This is a genomic window from Delftia sp. WSY_7 (assembly GCF_043104845.1).
Lineage (GTDB): Bacteria > Pseudomonadota > Gammaproteobacteria > Burkholderiales > Burkholderiaceae_C > Comamonas > Comamonas tsuruhatensis.
Genome location: NZ_JBICLB010000055.1, coordinates 169,246 through 186,415 on the forward strand (window position 1 = coordinate 169,246; position 17,170 = coordinate 186,415).

Below are 17,170 nucleotides of genomic sequence, written 5' to 3' on the forward strand. Positions count from 1 at the left end.
CTCAAGCAGAGCGAACCAGGAGGAGACAGAGATGGACAGAAGAAAAGCACTCAAGCACGCCGGTCTGGCCGGCGTATTGACTGCCGCAGCGGCGCCAGCCGTTCATGCGCAGGCGGCGGTGCGCTGGCGCCTGGCGTCCAGCTTTCCGCGTTCGCTGGACACCATCTACGGCTCTGCCGAGGTGTTTTCCAAGGCGATCAAGGAAATGTCGGGCGGCAAGTTCGAGGTGTCGGTGCATGCGGCCGGCGAGCTGATGCCCGCCTTCGGCGTGGTCGATGGCGTGCAAAACGGCACGGTGGAGATCGCGCACACGGCGCCCTACTACTTCTTCGGCAAGAACGAGGCCTTTGCCATCGGCGGCGCCATTCCGTTCGGCATGAACTCGCGCCAGCTCACGGCCTGGAACGTGGACGGCAACGGCGGCAAGCTGATGCGCGAGTTCTATGCCGAATACGGCATCGTCAACTTCCTGGGCGGCAACACCGGCGCCCAGATGGGGGGCTGGTTCCGCAAGGAGGTCAAGACGACCGAGGACATCAAGGGCCTGAAGTTCCGCATCGGCGGCTTCGCGGGCCGGATCATCGAGCGCATGGGCGGCGTGCCCCAGAACATCCCGGGTGGCGAAATCTACCAGGCGCTGGAAAAGGGCACCATCGATGCGGCCGAATGGATCGGCCCCTATGACGACCTCAAGCTGGGCTTCAACAAGGTCGCGCCGTTCTACTACTACCCCGGCTGGTGGGAAGGCAGCCTGAACCTCGAGTTCTACGTGAACCAGAAGGCGCTGGCCGCGCTGACGCCCGAGCAGCGCGCCATGGTGCAGGCCGCCTCGCACGAGGCCCATGTGGTCACCCAGGCCCGCTACGACGCGCGCAATCCCGGCGCGCTCAAGCAACTGGTGGCCAGCAAGGCCAAGGTGCTGGCCTTCCCGCAGACCGTGCTCGATGCCTCCTACAAGACCACCATGGCGGTCTATGCGGAGCTGGCCGAGAAAAACCCTGCCTGGAAGAAGATCTACAGCGACTACCGCAACTTCCAGCGCGACGAGGTGCTGTGGTTCCGCTTCGCCGAGGCGCGCTACGACGCCTTCATGTCGGCGCAGAAGCTGTGAAGTCGCGGCGCCCTCGGGCGTCATGCGCGAAAGAAAGCCGGGCACTGCCCGGCTTTTTTCATGCGCGCAGGGGACCGGCGCACGCCGGGGTCCGAACGAAAAAAGGCCCCGCGGTTGCGGGGCCTTTGCTGTCCTTGAGGGAGCCTGCGATCAGCTGCCGGACTTGCTCTCGCCCGGCGTGGCCGGCTGCTCGCGCTGCAGCTGGTCCTGCAGCGCCTTGAGCGCATCGTCCTCACCGCCCGCCGGGGCCGAGGGCTCGCCAGGGGTGCCCTCGGGTGCGGGGGGCTGGTTCGCGCCGTCGCCGTTGAACATGGGGTCGTTGAAGTCGATGGCCTCGGGCATGGATGCCTCCATCTCCTGGCGCACCTTGTCCAGGTCGTACTCCACCTTCTTGTCCAGCCCGCTGGAGACGATGCCGGGGAAGATGATGATCAGGGCCACCATGACCAGCTGGATCAGCAGGAAGGGGATGGCGCCCGCATAGATCTGCATGGTGGTCACGGGCTCGGTCATCTTCTTGGTGACCTTGTCCACGTAGGCCTTGGCCGGGGCCACGCTGCGCAGGAAGAACAGCGCGAAGCCGAAGGGCGGGTGCATGAACGAGGTCTGCATGTTCACGGCCAGCAGCACGCCGAACCAGACCAGGTCGATGCCCAGCTTGTCGGCCACGGGGGCCAGCAGCGGCACGACGATGAAGGACAGCTCGAAGAAGTCCAGGAAGAAGGCCAGCACGAAGATCATGATGTTGACCACGATCAGGAAGCCGATCTCGCCGCCGGGCAGGGACACCAGCAGCTCCTCCACCCACTTGGGGCCGTCCACGCCCTGGAAGGTCAGGCCGAACATGGTCGCGCCGATCAGGATGAACATCACGAAGCACGACAGCTTGGTGGTGGACATCAGCGCCTGCTTGAGCAGGTCCATGCTCAGGCGGCCGCGCACGAAGGCCATGACGGCCGCGCCCAGCGCGCCCATGGCGCCGCCTTCGGTGGGAGTTGCCACGCCCAGGAAGATGGTGCCCAGCACCAGGAAGATCAGCAGCAGCGGCGGGATCAGCACGAAGGTCACGCGCTCGGCCATGCGGCTGAGCAGGTGCAGGCCCGTGAGCTTGTTGAACATGGCGGCGATGAAGGCCAGCGCCACGCCGAAGCACATGGACACCACGATGGTCTCGTCCAGAGCGACCTTCTCCACCACATCGCCGGACCACCAGGTGTGCAGCTGGGGCATGTACTGAGCGACCACCATCGAGGCCGCCACGCACAGCACGGTCAGCACCAGGGTGGAGGGCAGGCCGGAGTTGCCATTGGGCTCGCGCAGCGTGCGCGCCTCGGGCGGCAGGGCGGGCACCATGGCGGGCTTGAATATGGCCAGCACGACGATGAACAGCGCATAGAAGCCCATCAGCATCAGGCCAGGCAGGAAGGCGCCCTTGTACATGTCGCCCACGCTGCGGCCCAGCTGGTCGGCCAGCACGATCAGCACCAGGGACGGCGGAATGATCTGCGCCAGCGTGCCCGAGGCCGCGATCACGCCCGAGGCCACCCGGCGGTCATAGCCGTAGCGCATCATGATGGGCAGGGAGATCAGGCCCATGGAGATCACCGATGCCGCGACCACGCCCGTGGTCGCCGCCAGCAGCGCGCCCACGAAGATCACCGCAAAGGCCACGCCGCCGCGCACGGGGCCGAAGAGCTGGCCCACGGTCTCCAGCAGGTCCTCGGCCATGCCGCTTCGCTCCAGTATCAGCCCCATGAGGGTGAAGAACGGTATGGCCAGCATCGTCTCGTTCTGCATGATGCCGAAGATGCGCAGCGGAAGGGCCTGCAGCAGGGCTTCGGGCAGCACGCCCAGTTCGATGCCGACAAAGGCGAAGAACAGTCCGCAGGCGCCCAGGCTGAATGCCACGGGAAATCCCACGAGCAGGAAAAGTATCAGCCCCGCGAACATGATCGGGGCCAGGTTGTGGATCACGAATTCCATGATGTCTGTTTCCCCGATCAGGCGCCTTGCCCGCTTTTGTCCTTGGCTCCTGCCAGCCCGCGCAGGGCTTCGGCCAGGTCTTGCTCTGCGGTCTTCTCGCCCTTCTTGGCCGTGGGATCGTCGATCAGGCCCTTCAGGAAGGCGATGCGCTTGATCAGCTCCGACATGCCCTGCAGCAGCAGCAGCCCGAAGCCCAGGGGAATCATCAGGTAGACGGGCCAGCGCACCAGGCCGCCTGCATTGCCCGACATCTCGCCGGTCTGGATGGCCTGGATCACGAACGGCGTGCCGAACCACAGGATGGCCAGCGCCATGGGGGTCAGGAAAAAGACGAAGCCGAAGATGTCGATCCAGATCTGCGTGCGCTTGGACAGGCGGCTGGCGATCACATCCACCTTCACGTGCTCGCCCTGCAGCAGCGTGTAGCCGGCGGCCAGCAGGAAGGAGGCGGCGAACAGGTACCACTGCACTTCGAGGTAGGCGTTCGAGCTGGTGTGCAACACCTTGCGCACGATGGCATTGATGCCGCTGATGACCGTCGAGGCCAGGATCAGCCAGATAAGGCATCGCCCGACCAGGCTGTTGAGCCAGTCGACCCCTCTTGAGAATTTGAGCAAAGCCTGCATGGTGTCTCCAAAAAGTAGGCTGTATTGGGTCCGTCGCCGTACGCCGGCCTGTAGGCCGGCGCGCAGCGCTCTTGTCGGCGCATGGACCAAAGCCGTCGATTCTACGGAGACCCGAACGCCGCAGGCGGCCTGCTCCCCCTAAAAGAAATCCGTGTGAACCCGAGGAAACGTCCCGTTCAGGTTGTCGCGCGGGGCCTGCGGGCGCCCAGTTTTCGGTACATCGTGGCCCGGCTGATGCCCAGCGCGCGGGCGGCCCGGGTCACATTGCCCTGGGCATCCTGCAGGGCCTGCTCGATCAGCACGCCCTCGCTGGCGCGCAGCGGGCTGGCCTGGGCGGCGGCAGCGAGTGCCGCCGTGCCCAGCGCAGGCAGCAGCTGGCGCAGCTGGGGCCCGGGCTGCACCAGTGCCTGCAGCCGCAGGCCCGACCACAGCGGCAGGCGCAGCGGTTCGTTGGGGCGCTGGCGCGCATGCTCCACCAGCGCCGTCCAGGGCATGGCCAGCAGTTCGCTGCAGTGCAGCGGCTGGCCCGGCTGCGCCAGCGGCTGGGGCACCAGCTGGCGCGCCAGGGTATTGCTGCCCGCCACATGCCCTTCGGCGTCCACGGCCAGCAGGCCTTCGCCCTCCTGACCCAGAGGCCCGCCGGGCCAGTTCAGGTGCAGCAGCAGCGCGTGGGGCAGGGCGCGCAGCAGCCGGTCCTCGATGGCGCGGGCGCAGCGCAGCGCCAGGTGCATCAGCTCGGGCCGCTCGGGCACGTCCACGCCCGTGATGTCCAGCATGCCCAGGCAGCGGCCGTCCGGGGCGTACAGCGGTGCGCCCGCGCAGCTGTAGTGGCGGTTGGCCTCGAAGAAATGCTCGGCCCGGTGCAGCCAGACGGGGCCGTGCTCGGCCAGGGCCGCACCGATGGCGGTGGTGCCCACGCCCTGCTCGGACAGGTCCACGCCCACACGGGCGATGGCCTGCACGCGGATGTCGCTGCGGTCCAGCGGCCCCTGCACGTCCAGCACGGTGCCGTGCGCATCGGTCAGCAGGCTGAAGTAGCGCATGGCGCCCACGGCGCCCACCAGCTGGGTCATCACGGGGTGCGCCGCCTGCAGCAGCGCCTCGTGGCCGTCACGTGCCTGGCGCAGCGCATGCGGCCCCAGTGCTTCGTAGACCACGCGCTCGCCCGGGCGGCGGCCTGCCGCCAGGCAGCGCTGCCAGGAGCGCCACAGCCAGGGCGCGATGCCGGCAGGGGGGGCGGGCAGAGTGGCAGGCGGCATGCCGGCCAGCGCCTGCTCGCCGAAGGCCAGGCTGCGGGCCCGGGCGATCTGCGCGTGGCGCGGATCGGCGGGGCAGGGCTGCGCGGCGTCGGGGCTCAGGGCGAACATGGGGCGGGGACTCCTGTGGCTGGCTGGCAAGGGATTGCGAACGGGCTGGCAGGCGGGCACGGTCGAAGCCGGGGGCGCAGGCGCAAGCGGTGCGGGCTGCGGCTGCGGTGACGACTGTGTCATTTTGAGAATATCCGCGCCGCCCGGCCCGGGCTTGCGGGTCAACCCTAGAACGGGCGCCTGCGGGCAGGGCGACCATGGCAGGCGAGGTTTCCGGCGTTCCCCCACGTTCCAGATCACCGCCGAACACAGGCAGGAGACAGCACGATGAATGTCCAGCTCACCGTCAACGGGCGCGCGCAGCGCATCGACGTTCCACCCAACACCTTGCTCGTGCATGCGCTGCGCGAGCACCTGCGCCTGACCGGCACGCATGTGGGCTGCGACACCAGCCAGTGCGGGGCCTGCACCGTCATCGTCGACGGCCACGCCGTCAAGTCCTGCGCCATGCTGGCCGTGCAGGCCGAGGGCTGCGAGGTGCGCACCATCGAAGGGCTGGCGGATATCGACGGCGGCCTGCACCCCATGCAGGCGGCCTTCAAGGAGTGCCACGGCCTGCAATGCGGCTTTTGCACGCCGGGCATGGTCATGAGCGCCGTGGACCTTTGCCAGCGCCAGCCGTGCGCGGGCGATCGCGAGATCCGCGAGGCGCTGGAGGGCAACCTGTGCCGCTGCACGGGCTACCAGAACATCGTGGCCGCCGTGAAAAAGGGCAGCCAGGCCATGGCAGGGCCTGCGGCCTGAGCGCCGCAGGTCACCACAAGGAGACAGCCATGGGTGCATCCGACTTTTCCAAGCTCCCCCACATCGGCGAGCCCGTCAAGCGCAAGGAGGACTACCGCTTCCTCACGGGCGCGGGCCAGTACACCGACGACATCGCGCTGGCCGCCCAGGCCCATGCGGTGTTCGTGCGCTCGCCGCACGCGCATGCGCGTGTGCGCTCCGTGTCCACCGACGCGGCCAGGGCCGCGCCCGGCGTCATCGGCGTGCTCACGGGCGCCGACGTGGCGGCCGACAAGATCAACGGCCTGCCCTGCGGCTGGCTGATCACCAGCACCAACGGCGAGCCCATGAAGGAGCCGCCGCATCCCATCCTGGCGCTGGACACCGTGCGCTACGTGGGCGACCAGGTCGCCATGGTCGTGGCCGAGACGCTGGAGCAGGCGCGCGACGCGGCCGAGCTGGTGGAGGTGGACTACGACCCGCTGCCCGCCGTGGTGCTGGTGGCCGACGCGGCGGCCGGCAGCGTGCCCGGCGCGGTGGTGCACGACATCGCCCCCGACAACCACTGCTACAAATGGGCCATCGGCGACAAGGCCGCCGTGGATGCCGTGTTCGCCGGTGCCGCCCACATCGCCCAGCTGGACCTGGTCAACAACCGCCTGGTTCCCAACGCCATGGAGCCGCGCGCGGCCATCGGCAGCTACAGCCGCGCCAATGACGAGTACACGCTGTACGTGGCCAACCAGAACCCGCACGTCGAGCGGCTGCTGATGACGGCCTTCGTCATGGGCCTGCCCGAGCACAAGGTGCGCGTGATCGCGCCCGACGTGGGCGGCGGCTTCGGCTCCAAGATCTTCCTGTATGCCGAGGATGTCTGCCTGACCTGGGGTGCGCGAAAGCTCAACCGCAACATCAAGTGGACGGCCGACCGCAGCGAATCCTTCCTTACCGACGCCCATGGCCGCGACCACGTCAGCCATGCCGAGATGGCCATGGACGCCAGCGGCAAGTTCCTGGCCATGCGCGTGCACACGGATGCCAACCTGGGCGCCTACCTGAGCACCTTCGCCAGCGCCGTGCCCACCATCCTCTATGCCACCTTGCTGGCCGGTCAGTACGCCACGCCCCAGGTCTATGTGGAGGTCGATGCCTGGTTCACCCACACCGCGCCCGTCGATGCCTACCGGGGCGCGGGCCGGCCCGAGGCCACCTACCTGCTGGAGCGCCTGGTCAGCCGCTGCGCCTGGCAGCTGAACCTGTCCCAGGCCGAGATACGGCGGCGCAACTTCGTCACCAGCTTCCCCTACCAGACGCCCGTGGCCCTGCAGTACGACGTGGGCGACTACGGCGCCTGCATGGACAAGGCCGAGGCCCTGGCCGACGTGGCCGGCTTTGCCGCGCGCCGTGCCGACAGCGAGGCGCGGGGCCTCAGGCGCGGCCTGGGCTACAGCAGCTACATCGAGGCCTGTGGCCTGGCGCCCAGCAACATCGCGGGCGCCCTGGGCGCGCGGGCCGGCCTGTTCGAATGCGGCGAGGTGCGCGTGCACCCCACGGGCAGCGTCACCGTGTTCACGGGCTCGCACAGCCACGGCCAGGGGCACGAGACCACCTTCGCCCAGGTGGTGGCCGCGCGCCTGGGGATACCCGTGGAGAACGTGGACATCGTCCACGGCGACACGGGCCGTGTGCCGTTCGGCATGGGCACCTATGGCTCGCGCTCCATCAGCGTGGGCGGCGCGGCCATCATGAAGGCGCTGGACAAGATCGAGGCCAAGGCCAAGAAGATCGCGGCCCACCTGATGGAGGCCAGCGACGCCGACATCGACTTCGCGGGCGGCGAGTTCACGGTGCGCGGCACCGACAAGAAAATCCCCTTCGCCCAGATCGCGCTCACCGCCTATGTGCCGCACAACTACCCGCTGGACAAGCTGGAGCCCGGCCTCAACGAAACCGCCTTCTACGACCCCACCAACTTCACCTTTCCCGCAGGCACGTACATCTGCGAGGTCGAGGTGGACCCGGCCACGGGCGTGGTGCGCGTGGACCGCTTCAGCGCCGTGGACGACTTCGGCACCATCATCAATCCCATGATCGTCGAGGGCCAGGTGCACGGCGGCGTGGCCCAGGGCATAGGCCAGGCGCTGCTGGAAAACTGCGTCTACGACCGCGAGACCGGCCAGCTGCTCACCGGCAGCTTCATGGACTACGCCATGCCGCGCGCCGACGATTTCCCCGAATTCAAGCTCGGCACCGTCTGCACGCCCTGCACGCACAACCCGCTGGGCACCAAGGGCTGCGGCGAGGCGGGGGCCATAGGCTCGCCGCCCGCCGTCATCAATGCCGTGCTTGACGCACTGCATCCCCTGGGTGTCAGGGACCTGGACATGCCGGCCAGCCCGCACCGTGTCTGGTCGGCCATCGACGCCGCAGCCACCTCCTGAGGAGAGCGCCATGTACGCATTCACCTATGAAGCCCCTGGCAACACGGCCGACGCCGCTGCTCTGGCCGCCCAGGGCGGCCAGTACCTGGCCGGCGGGCAAAGCCTGCTGCCATCGATGCGCCTGCGCCTGGCGCGGCCCGAACAGATCGTGGACCTGAACCGCGTCCAGGGCCTGGCCGGCATCGCCGTCAACGGCCAGACCGTGGAAATCCGCGCCATGACACGCCACGCCGACGTGGCCGCCAACCCGCAGGTCCAGGCCGCCATCCCGGCCCTGGCCGAGCTGGCCGGCGGCATCGGCGACCGCCAGGTGCGTGCGCGCGGCACCATCGGCGGTTCGCTGGCCAACAACGACCCCGCTGCCTGCTACCCCAGCGCCGTGCTGGGCCTGGGCGCCACTGTCGTCACCGACCGGCGCGAGATCGCGGCCGACGACTTCTTCCAGGGCATGTACACCACGGCGCTGGGCAGCGGCGAGCTGATCACGGCCGTGCGCTTTCCCGTGCCGAGGAAGGCCGCCTACCTCAAGTTCAAGCAGCCCGCCTCGCGCTTCGCCCTGGTGGGCGTCTTCGTCGCCCAGACCGACAGCGGCGTGCGCGTGGCCATCACGGGCGCCGGGCTCAGCGTGTTCCGCCATGCGGGGCTGGAGGCCGCGCTCAACCAGAGCTTCACGCCCGACGCGGCCGCCCAGGTGCTGATCGACCATGCCGACCTCAACAGCGACCTGCATGCCAGCGCGCGCTACCGGGCGCAGTTGATCAGCGTGCAGACGCAGCGTGCGGTATCGCAGATGCTGGGGTGACTATGGTGACCCCCTGAGTCGCTTCGCGCCTTCCCCCTTGAAGGGGGACGACACCCTCGGTGCGGGGCGGCCCTTCCTCGGTGTCCCTGAGTTGGATTGCGCCAGTTTTGCGCAGCGCAGACGAAGCGCAGTTCCATGACGATTGGATAAGGACTGAATGAAGGTTCCCGAGCAAGCCATCGCCTCCATAGACGCCCTGGTCGCCGCGCTGCAGGCCGAAGGCTATTTCGCCGACCGGCGCCTGGCCACGGCCGTCTTCCTGGCCCTGCGGCTGCAGCGGCCGCTGCTGCTGGAGGGCGAGCCCGGCGTGGGCAAGACCGCGCTGGCCCAGGCGCTGGCGCGCGTGCTGGAGCGCCGCCTGATCCGGCTGCAGTGCTATGACGGCATGGAGCAGCGCGAGGCGCTGTATGAATGGAACTACGCGGCCCAGCTGCTGCACCTGCGCGCGGCCGAGCTGGCCTCGGCGCAGCCCGCGGCCGCACCGCAGCACGACCGCATGCAGCGCGCCGAGCAGGAGGTCTACCAGGAGCGCTACCTGGTAAGCCGCCCGCTGCTGCAGGCCCTGCAGCAGCCCGAGCCCGGCGCCGTGCTGCTGATCGACGAGATCGACCGTGCCGACGAGCCCTTCGAGGCCTTCCTGCTCGAATACCTGGGCGAGTACCAGGTCAGCATTCCCGAGCTGGGCACGGTGGCGGCACGCGTGCCGCCCGTGACCGTGCTCACCAGCAACCGCACGCGCGACCTGCACGACGCCGTCAAGCGCCGCTGCCTCTACCACTGGCTGGACTATCCCGGGCGCGAGCGCGAGCTGGCCATCGTGCGCGCCCTGGTGCCCGGGGCCGGGCAGGCCCTGACCGCCCAGGTGGCGAGCTTCGTGGGACGGCTGCGCAGCCAGCCCTTTGCCGACGCCTTCCAGCGCGTGCCCGGCATTGCCGAAAGCGTGGAATGGGCCAAGGCCCTGGTGGCGCTGGACACCCTGGTGGTCGATCCCGAAGTCGTGCACGACACGGCCGGCATCCTCTTCAAGCAGCGCGAGGACGTGGCCGCGCTCACACCCGAGCGGCTGCAGCAACTGCTGGCGCCGGAGCCCGCGCCGTGACGGCTGGGGCAGCCGGTGCGGCCGGTGCCGCCGATGGGGGCGAGCGCACCAGCTGGCTGGGCGATGCGCGCAGCGGCAAGCTCGCCGGCAACCTGGTCGGCTTTGCGCGTGCGCTGCGCCGCGCGGGCGTGCCCGTGGATGGCGGGCGCATGGCGCTGGCCCAGCAGGCCCTGTCCCTTGTCGGCCTGGCGCGCGAGGACATGGCCGCAGCGCTGGAGGCCGTATTTGTGAGCAACGCCCAGGACCGCGCCGTGTTCCGCGAACTGTTCGACGCCTACTTCCGCAATCCCGATGTGGCCCGGCAACTGCTGGCCCAGTTGCTGCCGCAGGCGCCCCGGCCGTCCGCGCCGCGCCACCGCCCGCGCGTGCAGGAAGCCCTGTCGCCCCGCCAGGCAGGCGAGGGCAGGGCCGCCGTCGATGAAGAGCTGAAGCTGGACGCCGCCATGACGGCCAGCGAGCGCCACCGCCTGCGCCATGCCGACTTCAACCAGCTCAGCGCCAGCGAGTACCTGCTGGTGCAGCGCCTGGCCCGGGACATCGCCCTTCCCTTGCCCCGCTACCGCAGCCGCCGCACGCGCACCGGCCAGCGCGGCGCGGTGCCCGACTGGGCTGCCAGCCTGCGTGCGGCATCGCGCCACGGCGGCGAAATGCTGCAGCTGCTGCGGCGCGAACGGCGGCGCCTGCCGCTGCCCTGGCTGGCCCTGGTCGATGTCTCGGGCTCCATGGAGCGCTATGCGCGGCTGCTGCTGGCCTTCCTGCACGCGGCCACCGGCACGCAGCGCCATGCGGGCCTGCGCCGCCAGGTCTTCAGCTTCGGCACCGAGCTGCGCGACCTGGGCCCGGCCTTTGCCCAGGCCGATACAGACGCCATGCTCGAGCGCGCCAACGCCGCCATTGCCGACTTTGGCGGCGGCACGCGCCTGGGCAGCAGCCTGGGCGAACTGCGCCGCCTGCATGCGCGCCACCGGGTTTCAGGCCTGGTGGGCCGGCGCACCCTGGTGCTCATCATCAGTGACGGCCTGGACACCGGCGATGCCGCCGAGCTGGACCGCGAACTGGCCTGGCTGCGCCGCCACAGCGCGCGGCTGCTGTGGCTCAACCCGCTGCTGCGCTTTGACGGGTATGCCCCACTGGCCCAGGGGGCGGCCGTGCTGCATCGTCATGCCCATGCCATGCTTGCGGTACACAACCTGGAATCGCTGCAGCAACTGGCCGGTCACCTGGCGCGGCTGCTGGCGGCGCCAGGCCGCTGAGCCGCTTGCGGCCACCCCCATCGCAGAAAGGAATTGCCATGGAAATGCAAGCCAGCCGTTCCCTCGCCGTCAGCCAGCAGCAGGCCTGGGAGGCGCTCAACGATCCCGAAACGCTCAAGGCCTGCCTGGCCGGCTGCGACCGCTTCGAACCCCAGGGCGATGACCAGTACGCCGTGGGCATGGCGGTCAAGGTGGGGCCGGTATCGGCCAAGTTCAGCGGCAAGGTCACGCTGTCCGACATCACGCCGCCCGAGCGCTACCGCATCGCCTTTGAAGGCCAGGGCGGCGTGGCCGGCTTCGGCAAGGGCGAGGCCGACGTCACCCTCACCCCCGAGCCCGCTGACGCCGCAGGCCAGCCGCGCTGCCTGCTCAGCTACAGCGTGCAGGCCCAGGTCGGCGGCAAGATCGCCCAGCTGGGCCAGCGGCTGATCGACGGCGCCGCGCGCAACATGGCCGACGACTTCTTCGCGCGCTTCGACACGCTGATGCAGCAGCGCCACCCGCGCGCGCCGGCAGCGCCTGCCGATGCAGGCGACACCGCCGACCTGTCCCACCTGCCTGCCGGCCTGGCCGATGAAACCGGCCACATCGAGCCCACCGTGGACGCCCAGGCCTGGGAGCACGACGCCGCAGCCGGCGTGGCCACGCCGCTGGATGCCGCACCGGCCACCGAGGCCGAGGAACGCTCGCGCCGCGCCATCCCGCTGTGGTGCTGGGGGCTGGCCATCGCCGTCGTCCTGGGTGCCGGCTGGCTGCTTTCGCGGTACTAGGGCGCTCCCCCTGAGCGGCTGCGCCGCTTCCCCCTCTCTCTCGCTTTGCGGGAGGGGGACGACGCCCTCGGCTGGGCGCCCCCGCCGCGAGGCGGCTCTTGCTCGGCGTCTCTGGCCTCAGATTTGTTGTGGCTTCTATGCTTCGCCCTGCGCTACCAAGCCCTTTTTACATGCTGCTGCACCCTTCTTGATGCAGAGAGACAATAGCCGCCGAAAAACGCCAGGCGCCCAGCTGCACAGGCAAGCCAGGTGCCGGCGTGGAGATTTGCAATGGAAAACCTGGATGTTCATGTTCTGCGCCACCTCGCGCAATGGCGCGCTCAGGGCGAGCGCGCGCTGCTGGCCACGGTGGTGCGCACCTGGGGCTCGTCGCCCCGGCCCATCGGCTCCATCATGGCGCTGGGGGCCTCGGGCGCCGTGGTCGGCTCCGTGTCCGGCGGCTGCATCGAGGACGACCTGATCGCCCGCTACAGCCACGCCTCGGACGCCGACGCCCTGCGCGACGGCGCGCCCCGGCTGCTGCGCTACGGCGTCAGCGCCGACGAGGCCCACCGCTTCGGCCTGCCCTGCGGCGGCACGCTGGAGCTGCTGCTCGAATTCAATCCCGACGCTGCTGCGCTGCAGCAACTCGTCCAATGGCTGGACGAAGGCCGCATGGTGCGGCGCACCGTGGACAAGGCCACCGGCCAGGTCGTCCAGCAGGTCAGCGACGCGCCCGAGCCGCTGGTGCATGCCGGGCAGCAGGTCGCCAACAGCTTCGGTCCCGAGTACCGCATGCTGCTCATCGGCGCAGGCCAGCTGTCCGAATACCTGGCCACCATGGCGCTGTTCAACGGCTTTGCGGTCACCGTCTGCGACCCGCGCGAGGAATACAGCCGCCACTGGAGCGTGGCCGGCGTGCAGCTGTCGCGCGAGATGCCCGACGACCTTGTGCGCACCATGCGCGCCGATGCGCGCACCTGCATCATCGGCCTCACGCACGACCCCAAGCTCGACGACCTGGCCCTCATGGAAGCCCTGGAATCCCCGGCCTTCTACGTGGGCGCCATCGGCTCGCGCCGCAACACCGCGCTGCGCCTGCAGCGCCTGAGCGAGCACTTCGGCCTGGGCGACGCGCAGCTCGCGCGCCTGCGCGGCCCCATCGGCCTGTACATAGGCAGCAAGACGCCCCCCGAAATCGCCGTCAGCATCATGGCCGAGGTCCTGGCCGCCAAGAACGGCGTGACCCTGCCGCGCGGCATGACCGTGGAAGAAGGCAAGCTCGCCGCAGCCCAGCCCCCGCAGCCGCTGGAGGATGACGGGCCCGAGGGCATCACGCCCCTGGTGTGCGGGGTGGGTTAGACGGGGCGCCGCAGGCGGGTGGCATGGGGCTGCAGTGACGGGAGTTGAGGCGCTATATTGATCGATCTTCTTTCATAGAGGGAGGCGATCATGTGTTTGGCTGGGAATGAGGCCGGCTTGCCCGGCACGATTGTCGGCAATCCTGTGGCGAAAGGGTTCGGAGGCGCGGCGTGAGCGGCGCTCGTCCGCTGGCTGCCGGCCTGACCGCCAGCCTCTCCGTGGCAACAGGCTATCTGCCGATTGCTTTTTCCTTTGACGTGGCGGCCGTTCAGGCGGGCCTTGCTCCATCCACTGCCGTGCTGGCTTCCGTGCTGGTCTATGCCGGAGCCAGCCAGTTCCTGCTGATTTCGTTGCTGGCTTCGGGAGCCGGGCTGTGGACCGCTTTGCCCACGGTGCTGTTGATGAATGCGCGGCATGTGCTGTATGGCCCGGCCCTGCAGGTGGTGCTGGGGCCGCGGCAGCGCCTGGCCACGCCCTGGTTGGCCTTTGGCCTGACCGACGAGGTGTTTGCCACCGCCATGAGCAAGATGCAGGGCGTGCCAGAGGCCGAGCGCGAGCACTGGCTTCTGGGCCTGCAACTTGGCGCCTACGCGGCCTGGGTGGGCGGCACGGTGATGGGGGTGACGCTGGTGGGCGAGGTGGATCGGTGGCCGGCAGCCGTCCGCGAGGGGCTGGCCTTCGTTCTGCCGGCATTGTTCTTTGCGCTGCTGCTGGAGGCGGGGGTGCTGCGCTGGTGGCGTGCGGTGCTCACGGCCGCCGTGGTCGCTGCGGTGCTGGTTTGCTTCATTCCGGGCTACCACGCCCTGGCGCTGGCGATCCTGTGCGGTGCGCTGGCGCATGCGGCCACGGCCGATAGGGGCTGATCACCATGTCGTACACATTCTGGATCTTGCTGTTGTGCGGTGCCGGCACCTTTGGCCTGCGCTGGTTGCCGTTGTGGCAGGCACGCCGAAGAGGGCACTCTGCACGGGCGTCCCGGAAGGTGCAGCGGTGGCTGGCGGGTGTCGGGCCCGCCGCCATCGCTGCCCTGTTCGTGGTGTCAACCTGGGGGCTGTTGGTCAGCGATGTCCGCTGGGGGCGGGTGGCCGTGATCTCCGTGGCTTTGCTGGCCATCTGCCTCGCACGCCTGGTGCGGGGAGGCATTGCCATGCCGACCTTGGCTGGTGCGCTGACCTACGGCCTGCTGGCCCATTTCAAGCCCTGGTGATGTCAGTGCGGCTGGGCATGGAAGGCCTTGTTGGCAATCTTCCAGCCCGCTTCCGTCTTGAGCAGCACGAAGTAGTCGATGAAGGTGATGGCGCCGTGCACCAGGGTGATCTTGGCGCTGGCCGCCGTGCCGCCGATGTCGATGGCGTCGATGCTGCGGCGGCGCGTGGCCTCGTCGGCGGCGGGCTGGCCCTTGAAGCGGGCGCAGTAGGTGTCGATGTCCCAGGAGGTCAGCGGGCCTTCGCGCACGCTTTCGATGCGGGCGGTGGGCATGAAGGCGGCGCGCATGTGGGCGCTGTTGTCCTCGGCATGGCCGCGCATGTACAGCTCCAGCGGCACGCGCACGGCGGCTTCTTCGGGGTGGTCGGTCAGGCGTGGGTTGGCAGTCGTCATGGTGTTCTCCTGGGACGGATGGATGCCGGCCTGCGCCTGCAGGCCGGCGGCCGCGCATCGTAGCCACAAGCGCGGGGGGCAGTCCAACGGGGTGCCAGGCGCGACCTGCGCCGGGTTGGAGTGCAATGCCTTGTTTTCAATGGACTTTCGGGCTGATGCGCCCTGCATTGGCCGTGCCTGGGTCAACAGTGTTGTGAGCGCCGTGCCCTGTCTGAGGCCCTGCCGACGGGTGGCCGACCTGTTTCCGAAAACGCTCTGGCCAGGGCGGGTAAAGCCGGGGTAAAGCGGGGGTAATGCCTGCGTAAAACGGCGATCTACCTCGTTTTGGAGAGCATGGGACTGGCTACCATAGCCGCATCCGCCGCCGTGCCCCGTTCCGGGGCCGGGCCCACGGCTTCCTCCCACGATTTCCCGCAGTGACCATGAAACGCCTGTCCAGCAGCCCCCTTGTTGCAGATGCCCACGGCGTACGCCAACGTGGCCGGATACGGCCTGCCCTGATGTGGGGCGTGGTGGCATTGGCCCTGGTGGCGGGGGGCGGGCTGTGGTGGTGGAACAAGCGTGCGCCGGCGCAGGGTGAGCAGGCCTCGGCCGGTGCGCCCGGCCCGGGGGGCGGGCGTGCGGGAGGCGGCCGGCGCGGCCCCGGCGGCCCGGGTGGGCCTGGCGGCCCCGGCGCCATGGGTGCCCAGGCGCAGCCGGTGTCCGTGGGCGTGGTGGAGCGGCGCGACATGCGCGTGCTGATCAGCGCCATCGGCACCATGAACCCGCGCGCCACGGCCGTGGTGCGCGCCAAGGTGTCGGGCGAGTTGCTGCGCCTGCATTTCAAGGAAGGCGACGAGGTCAAGGCCGGCCAGCTGCTGGCCGAGATCGATCCGCGCAGCTTCCAGGCCAGCTTCAACCAGATCCAGGGCACGCTGCAGCGCGACCAGGCGCTGCTCAAGAACGCCCAGCTGGACCTGCAGCGCTACAAGGAGCTGCAGGCCCAGGATTCCATTGCCGGCCAGCAGGTCGATACCCAGGCTGCGCTGGTGCGCCAGTACCAGGGCACGGTGGCAGCCGACCAGGCCCAGGCCGATGCGGCCAAGCTGCAACTGAGCTACACGCGCATCACGGCGCCCATTGCGGGCCGGCTGGGCCTGCGCCAGGCCGACCGGGGCAATGTGGTCAACCCTTCGGATGCCAACGGCATCGTCACCATCACGCAGGTCAAGCCCATCGATGCGGTGTTCTCCGTGCCCGAGGCGCATGTGGGCACGCTGGCGCGGCGCCTGGCCGAGGGCCGCGAGCTGCCCGTGGAGCTGTGGGACCGGGACCTGAAGCAGCAATTGGGGCGCGGCCGCCTGAATGCGGTGGACAACAGCATCGACATCGCCACCGGCACCATCAAGGCCAAGGCCGCCTTCGACAATGCCGAGGGCCGGCTGTTCGCCAACCAGTTCGTCAACGTCAGGCTGGAAGTGGACCGGCTGGAGCAGGCGCTGACCGTGCCGACCACGGCCGTGCAGAACAACTACGTCTATCTGGTCCAGGAGGATGGCACGGTGACGCAGCGGCGCATCGCCGTGGGCGTGACCGATGGCGACCGCGTCAGCGTCAAGGGCGAACTCAAGCCTGGCGAGCAGGTGGTGGTCGATGGCATTGACCGCCTGCGCGAAGGCGCCAAGGTCACGGTGATCGAGCCCGACAAGGTGCAGAAGGTGGACCAGGCCGTGCAGGACGCCTCCAGCCAGCCGCGCGGCATGCGCAATCTGCCGCCCGATGTGCGCGCCAAGCTGGCGACCATGAACCCCGACGAGCGCAAGGCCTACCTGCAGAAGCTGCGCGCCGAGCGCGGTGGGCAGCGCAATGGCGGCAATGGCGGTGGCAACAGTGGCGGCAGCAATGGCGCCGGCAGCGGCGCACCGGCCGCCGAAGGTTCCGCGCCGGCATCCCAGGCACCTGCGCCGTCACCGGGCTCGCCCCAGCCATCGCCCGGCCCGGCGTCTGCCGCTCCGGCGGCTCCAGCGGCTCCCGCTCCTGCCGGGCGCTGAGCAGCGCCCGGCACCTGAAGACCGC

The 17,170-nt window shown here is 69.4% G+C and carries 15 protein-coding genes; 11 read left to right on the forward strand and 4 right to left on the reverse strand.

From position 1 onward, the window contains the following. Positions 1–31 precede the first annotated feature (31 nt). A complete protein-coding gene (locus ACF8ME_RS27545; RefSeq protein WP_016448928.1) occupies positions 32–1,111 on the forward strand; it encodes a TRAP transporter substrate-binding protein in 1,080 nt (359 codons plus the stop codon). 150 nt (positions 1,112–1,261) lie between these two features. Here the strand turns inward: ACF8ME_RS27545 and ACF8ME_RS27550 are convergent, their stop codons facing one another. From ACF8ME_RS27550 to ACF8ME_RS27560, 3 genes are all read right to left on the reverse strand, one after another. After that, complete coding sequence (locus ACF8ME_RS27550; RefSeq protein ID WP_392419074.1) at positions 1,262–3,094, reverse strand: TRAP transporter large permease subunit; 1,833 nt, start codon at positions 3,092–3,094, stop codon at positions 1,262–1,264. Positions 3,095–3,111: 17 nt separating this feature from the next. Continuing rightward, a complete protein-coding gene (locus ACF8ME_RS27555; RefSeq protein ID WP_016448926.1) occupies positions 3,112–3,720 on the reverse strand; it encodes a TRAP transporter small permease subunit in 609 nt (202 codons plus the stop codon). 176 nt (positions 3,721–3,896) lie between these two features. Further along, positions 3,897–5,087, reverse strand: a complete 1,191-nt coding sequence (locus ACF8ME_RS27560; protein WP_016448925.1) for a helix-turn-helix domain-containing protein — start codon at positions 5,085–5,087, stop codon at positions 3,897–3,899. Between the two features lie 267 nt (positions 5,088–5,354). On the opposite strand from ACF8ME_RS27560, the gene ACF8ME_RS27565 reads away from it, so the two are divergent. The 9 genes from ACF8ME_RS27565 to ACF8ME_RS27605 all read left to right on the forward strand — a co-directional run bounded on the left by ACF8ME_RS27565 (position 5,355) and on the right by ACF8ME_RS27605 (position 14,723). Continuing rightward, the gene (locus ACF8ME_RS27565) at positions 5,355–5,831 is read left to right on the forward strand and encodes a (2Fe-2S)-binding protein (RefSeq protein ID WP_013803615.1); all 477 of its coding nucleotides are present in this window, start codon (positions 5,355–5,357) and stop codon (positions 5,829–5,831) included. Positions 5,832–5,860: 29 nt separating this feature from the next. Further along, the gene (locus ACF8ME_RS27570; RefSeq protein WP_046988109.1) at positions 5,861–8,251 is read left to right on the forward strand and encodes a xanthine dehydrogenase family protein molybdopterin-binding subunit; all 2,391 of its coding nucleotides are present in this window, start codon (positions 5,861–5,863) and stop codon (positions 8,249–8,251) included. 10 nt (positions 8,252–8,261) lie between these two features. Continuing rightward, positions 8,262–9,053: a xanthine dehydrogenase family protein subunit M gene (locus tag ACF8ME_RS27575; protein WP_046241966.1), complete on the forward strand. Its 792-nt coding sequence runs from the start codon at positions 8,262–8,264 to the stop codon at positions 9,051–9,053. Positions 9,054–9,210: 157 nt separating this feature from the next. Next, positions 9,211–10,152 carry a MoxR family ATPase gene (locus ACF8ME_RS27580; RefSeq protein ID WP_277849583.1) on the forward strand — a complete coding sequence of 314 codons (942 nt, stop codon included), beginning with the start codon at positions 9,211–9,213 and terminating at the stop codon, positions 10,150–10,152. Continuing rightward, positions 10,149–11,405 carry a VWA domain-containing protein gene (locus ACF8ME_RS27585; RefSeq protein ID WP_238002719.1) on the forward strand — a complete coding sequence of 419 codons (1,257 nt, stop codon included), beginning with the start codon at positions 10,149–10,151 and terminating at the stop codon, positions 11,403–11,405. The genes ACF8ME_RS27580 and ACF8ME_RS27585 overlap by 4 nt, the downstream gene beginning before the upstream one ends. A 38-nt stretch (positions 11,406–11,443) precedes the next feature. Further along, a complete protein-coding gene (locus ACF8ME_RS27590; protein WP_392419077.1) occupies positions 11,444–12,175 on the forward strand; it encodes a CoxG family protein in 732 nt (243 codons plus the stop codon). A 270-nt stretch (positions 12,176–12,445) separates the two neighbouring features. Continuing rightward, positions 12,446–13,516, forward strand: coding sequence for an XdhC family protein (locus ACF8ME_RS27595; protein ID WP_392419078.1), 1,071 nt, complete (start codon positions 12,446–12,448; stop codon positions 13,514–13,516). 170 nt (positions 13,517–13,686) lie between these two features. Continuing rightward, positions 13,687–14,379: an AzlC family ABC transporter permease gene (locus ACF8ME_RS27600; protein ID WP_392419080.1), complete on the forward strand. Its 693-nt coding sequence runs from the start codon at positions 13,687–13,689 to the stop codon at positions 14,377–14,379. A gap of 5 nt (positions 14,380–14,384) precedes the next feature. Next, a complete protein-coding gene (locus ACF8ME_RS27605; RefSeq protein ID WP_034365400.1) occupies positions 14,385–14,723 on the forward strand; it encodes an AzlD domain-containing protein in 339 nt (112 codons plus the stop codon). 2 nt (positions 14,724–14,725) lie between these two features. Here ACF8ME_RS27605 and ACF8ME_RS27610 read toward each other — a convergent pair whose 3' ends face one another. Then, positions 14,726–15,115, reverse strand: a complete 390-nt coding sequence (locus tag ACF8ME_RS27610; protein WP_013803605.1) for a nuclear transport factor 2 family protein — start codon at positions 15,113–15,115, stop codon at positions 14,726–14,728. A 422-nt stretch (positions 15,116–15,537) separates the two neighbouring features. Between ACF8ME_RS27610 and ACF8ME_RS27615 the strand changes: the two genes are divergently transcribed. Next, positions 15,538–17,145, forward strand: coding sequence for an efflux RND transporter periplasmic adaptor subunit (locus ACF8ME_RS27615; RefSeq protein ID WP_392419082.1), 1,608 nt, complete (start codon positions 15,538–15,540; stop codon positions 17,143–17,145). Positions 17,146–17,170: the final 25 nt, after the last annotated feature.

What these genes read in the sequence shown, in the direction of transcription:
- ACF8ME_RS27545 (WP_016448928.1), top strand. Translation starts at nt 32, where the DNA reads ATGGACAGAAGAAAAGCACTCAAGCACGCCGGTCTGGCCGGCGTATTG.
- ACF8ME_RS27550 (WP_392419074.1), bottom strand. Translation starts at nt 3,094, where the DNA reads ATGGAATTCGTGATCCACAACCTGGCCCCGATCATGTTCGCGGGGCTG.
- ACF8ME_RS27555 (WP_016448926.1), bottom strand. Translation starts at nt 3,720, where the DNA reads ATGCAGGCTTTGCTCAAATTCTCAAGAGGGGTCGACTGGCTCAACAGC.
- ACF8ME_RS27560 (WP_016448925.1), bottom strand. Translation starts at nt 5,087, where the DNA reads ATGTTCGCCCTGAGCCCCGACGCCGCGCAGCCCTGCCCCGCCGATCCG.
- ACF8ME_RS27565 (WP_013803615.1), top strand. Translation starts at nt 5,355, where the DNA reads ATGAATGTCCAGCTCACCGTCAACGGGCGCGCGCAGCGCATCGACGTT.
- ACF8ME_RS27570 (WP_046988109.1), top strand. Translation starts at nt 5,861, where the DNA reads ATGGGTGCATCCGACTTTTCCAAGCTCCCCCACATCGGCGAGCCCGTC.
- ACF8ME_RS27575 (WP_046241966.1), top strand. Translation starts at nt 8,262, where the DNA reads ATGTACGCATTCACCTATGAAGCCCCTGGCAACACGGCCGACGCCGCT.
- ACF8ME_RS27580 (WP_277849583.1), top strand. Translation starts at nt 9,211, where the DNA reads ATGAAGGTTCCCGAGCAAGCCATCGCCTCCATAGACGCCCTGGTCGCC.
- ACF8ME_RS27590 (WP_392419077.1), top strand. Translation starts at nt 11,444, where the DNA reads ATGGAAATGCAAGCCAGCCGTTCCCTCGCCGTCAGCCAGCAGCAGGCC.
- ACF8ME_RS27595 (WP_392419078.1), top strand. Translation starts at nt 12,446, where the DNA reads ATGGAAAACCTGGATGTTCATGTTCTGCGCCACCTCGCGCAATGGCGC.
- ACF8ME_RS27605 (WP_034365400.1), top strand. Translation starts at nt 14,385, where the DNA reads ATGTCGTACACATTCTGGATCTTGCTGTTGTGCGGTGCCGGCACCTTT.
- ACF8ME_RS27610 (WP_013803605.1), bottom strand. Translation starts at nt 15,115, where the DNA reads ATGACGACTGCCAACCCACGCCTGACCGACCACCCCGAAGAAGCCGCC.
- ACF8ME_RS27615 (WP_392419082.1), top strand. Translation starts at nt 15,538, where the DNA reads ATGAAACGCCTGTCCAGCAGCCCCCTTGTTGCAGATGCCCACGGCGTA.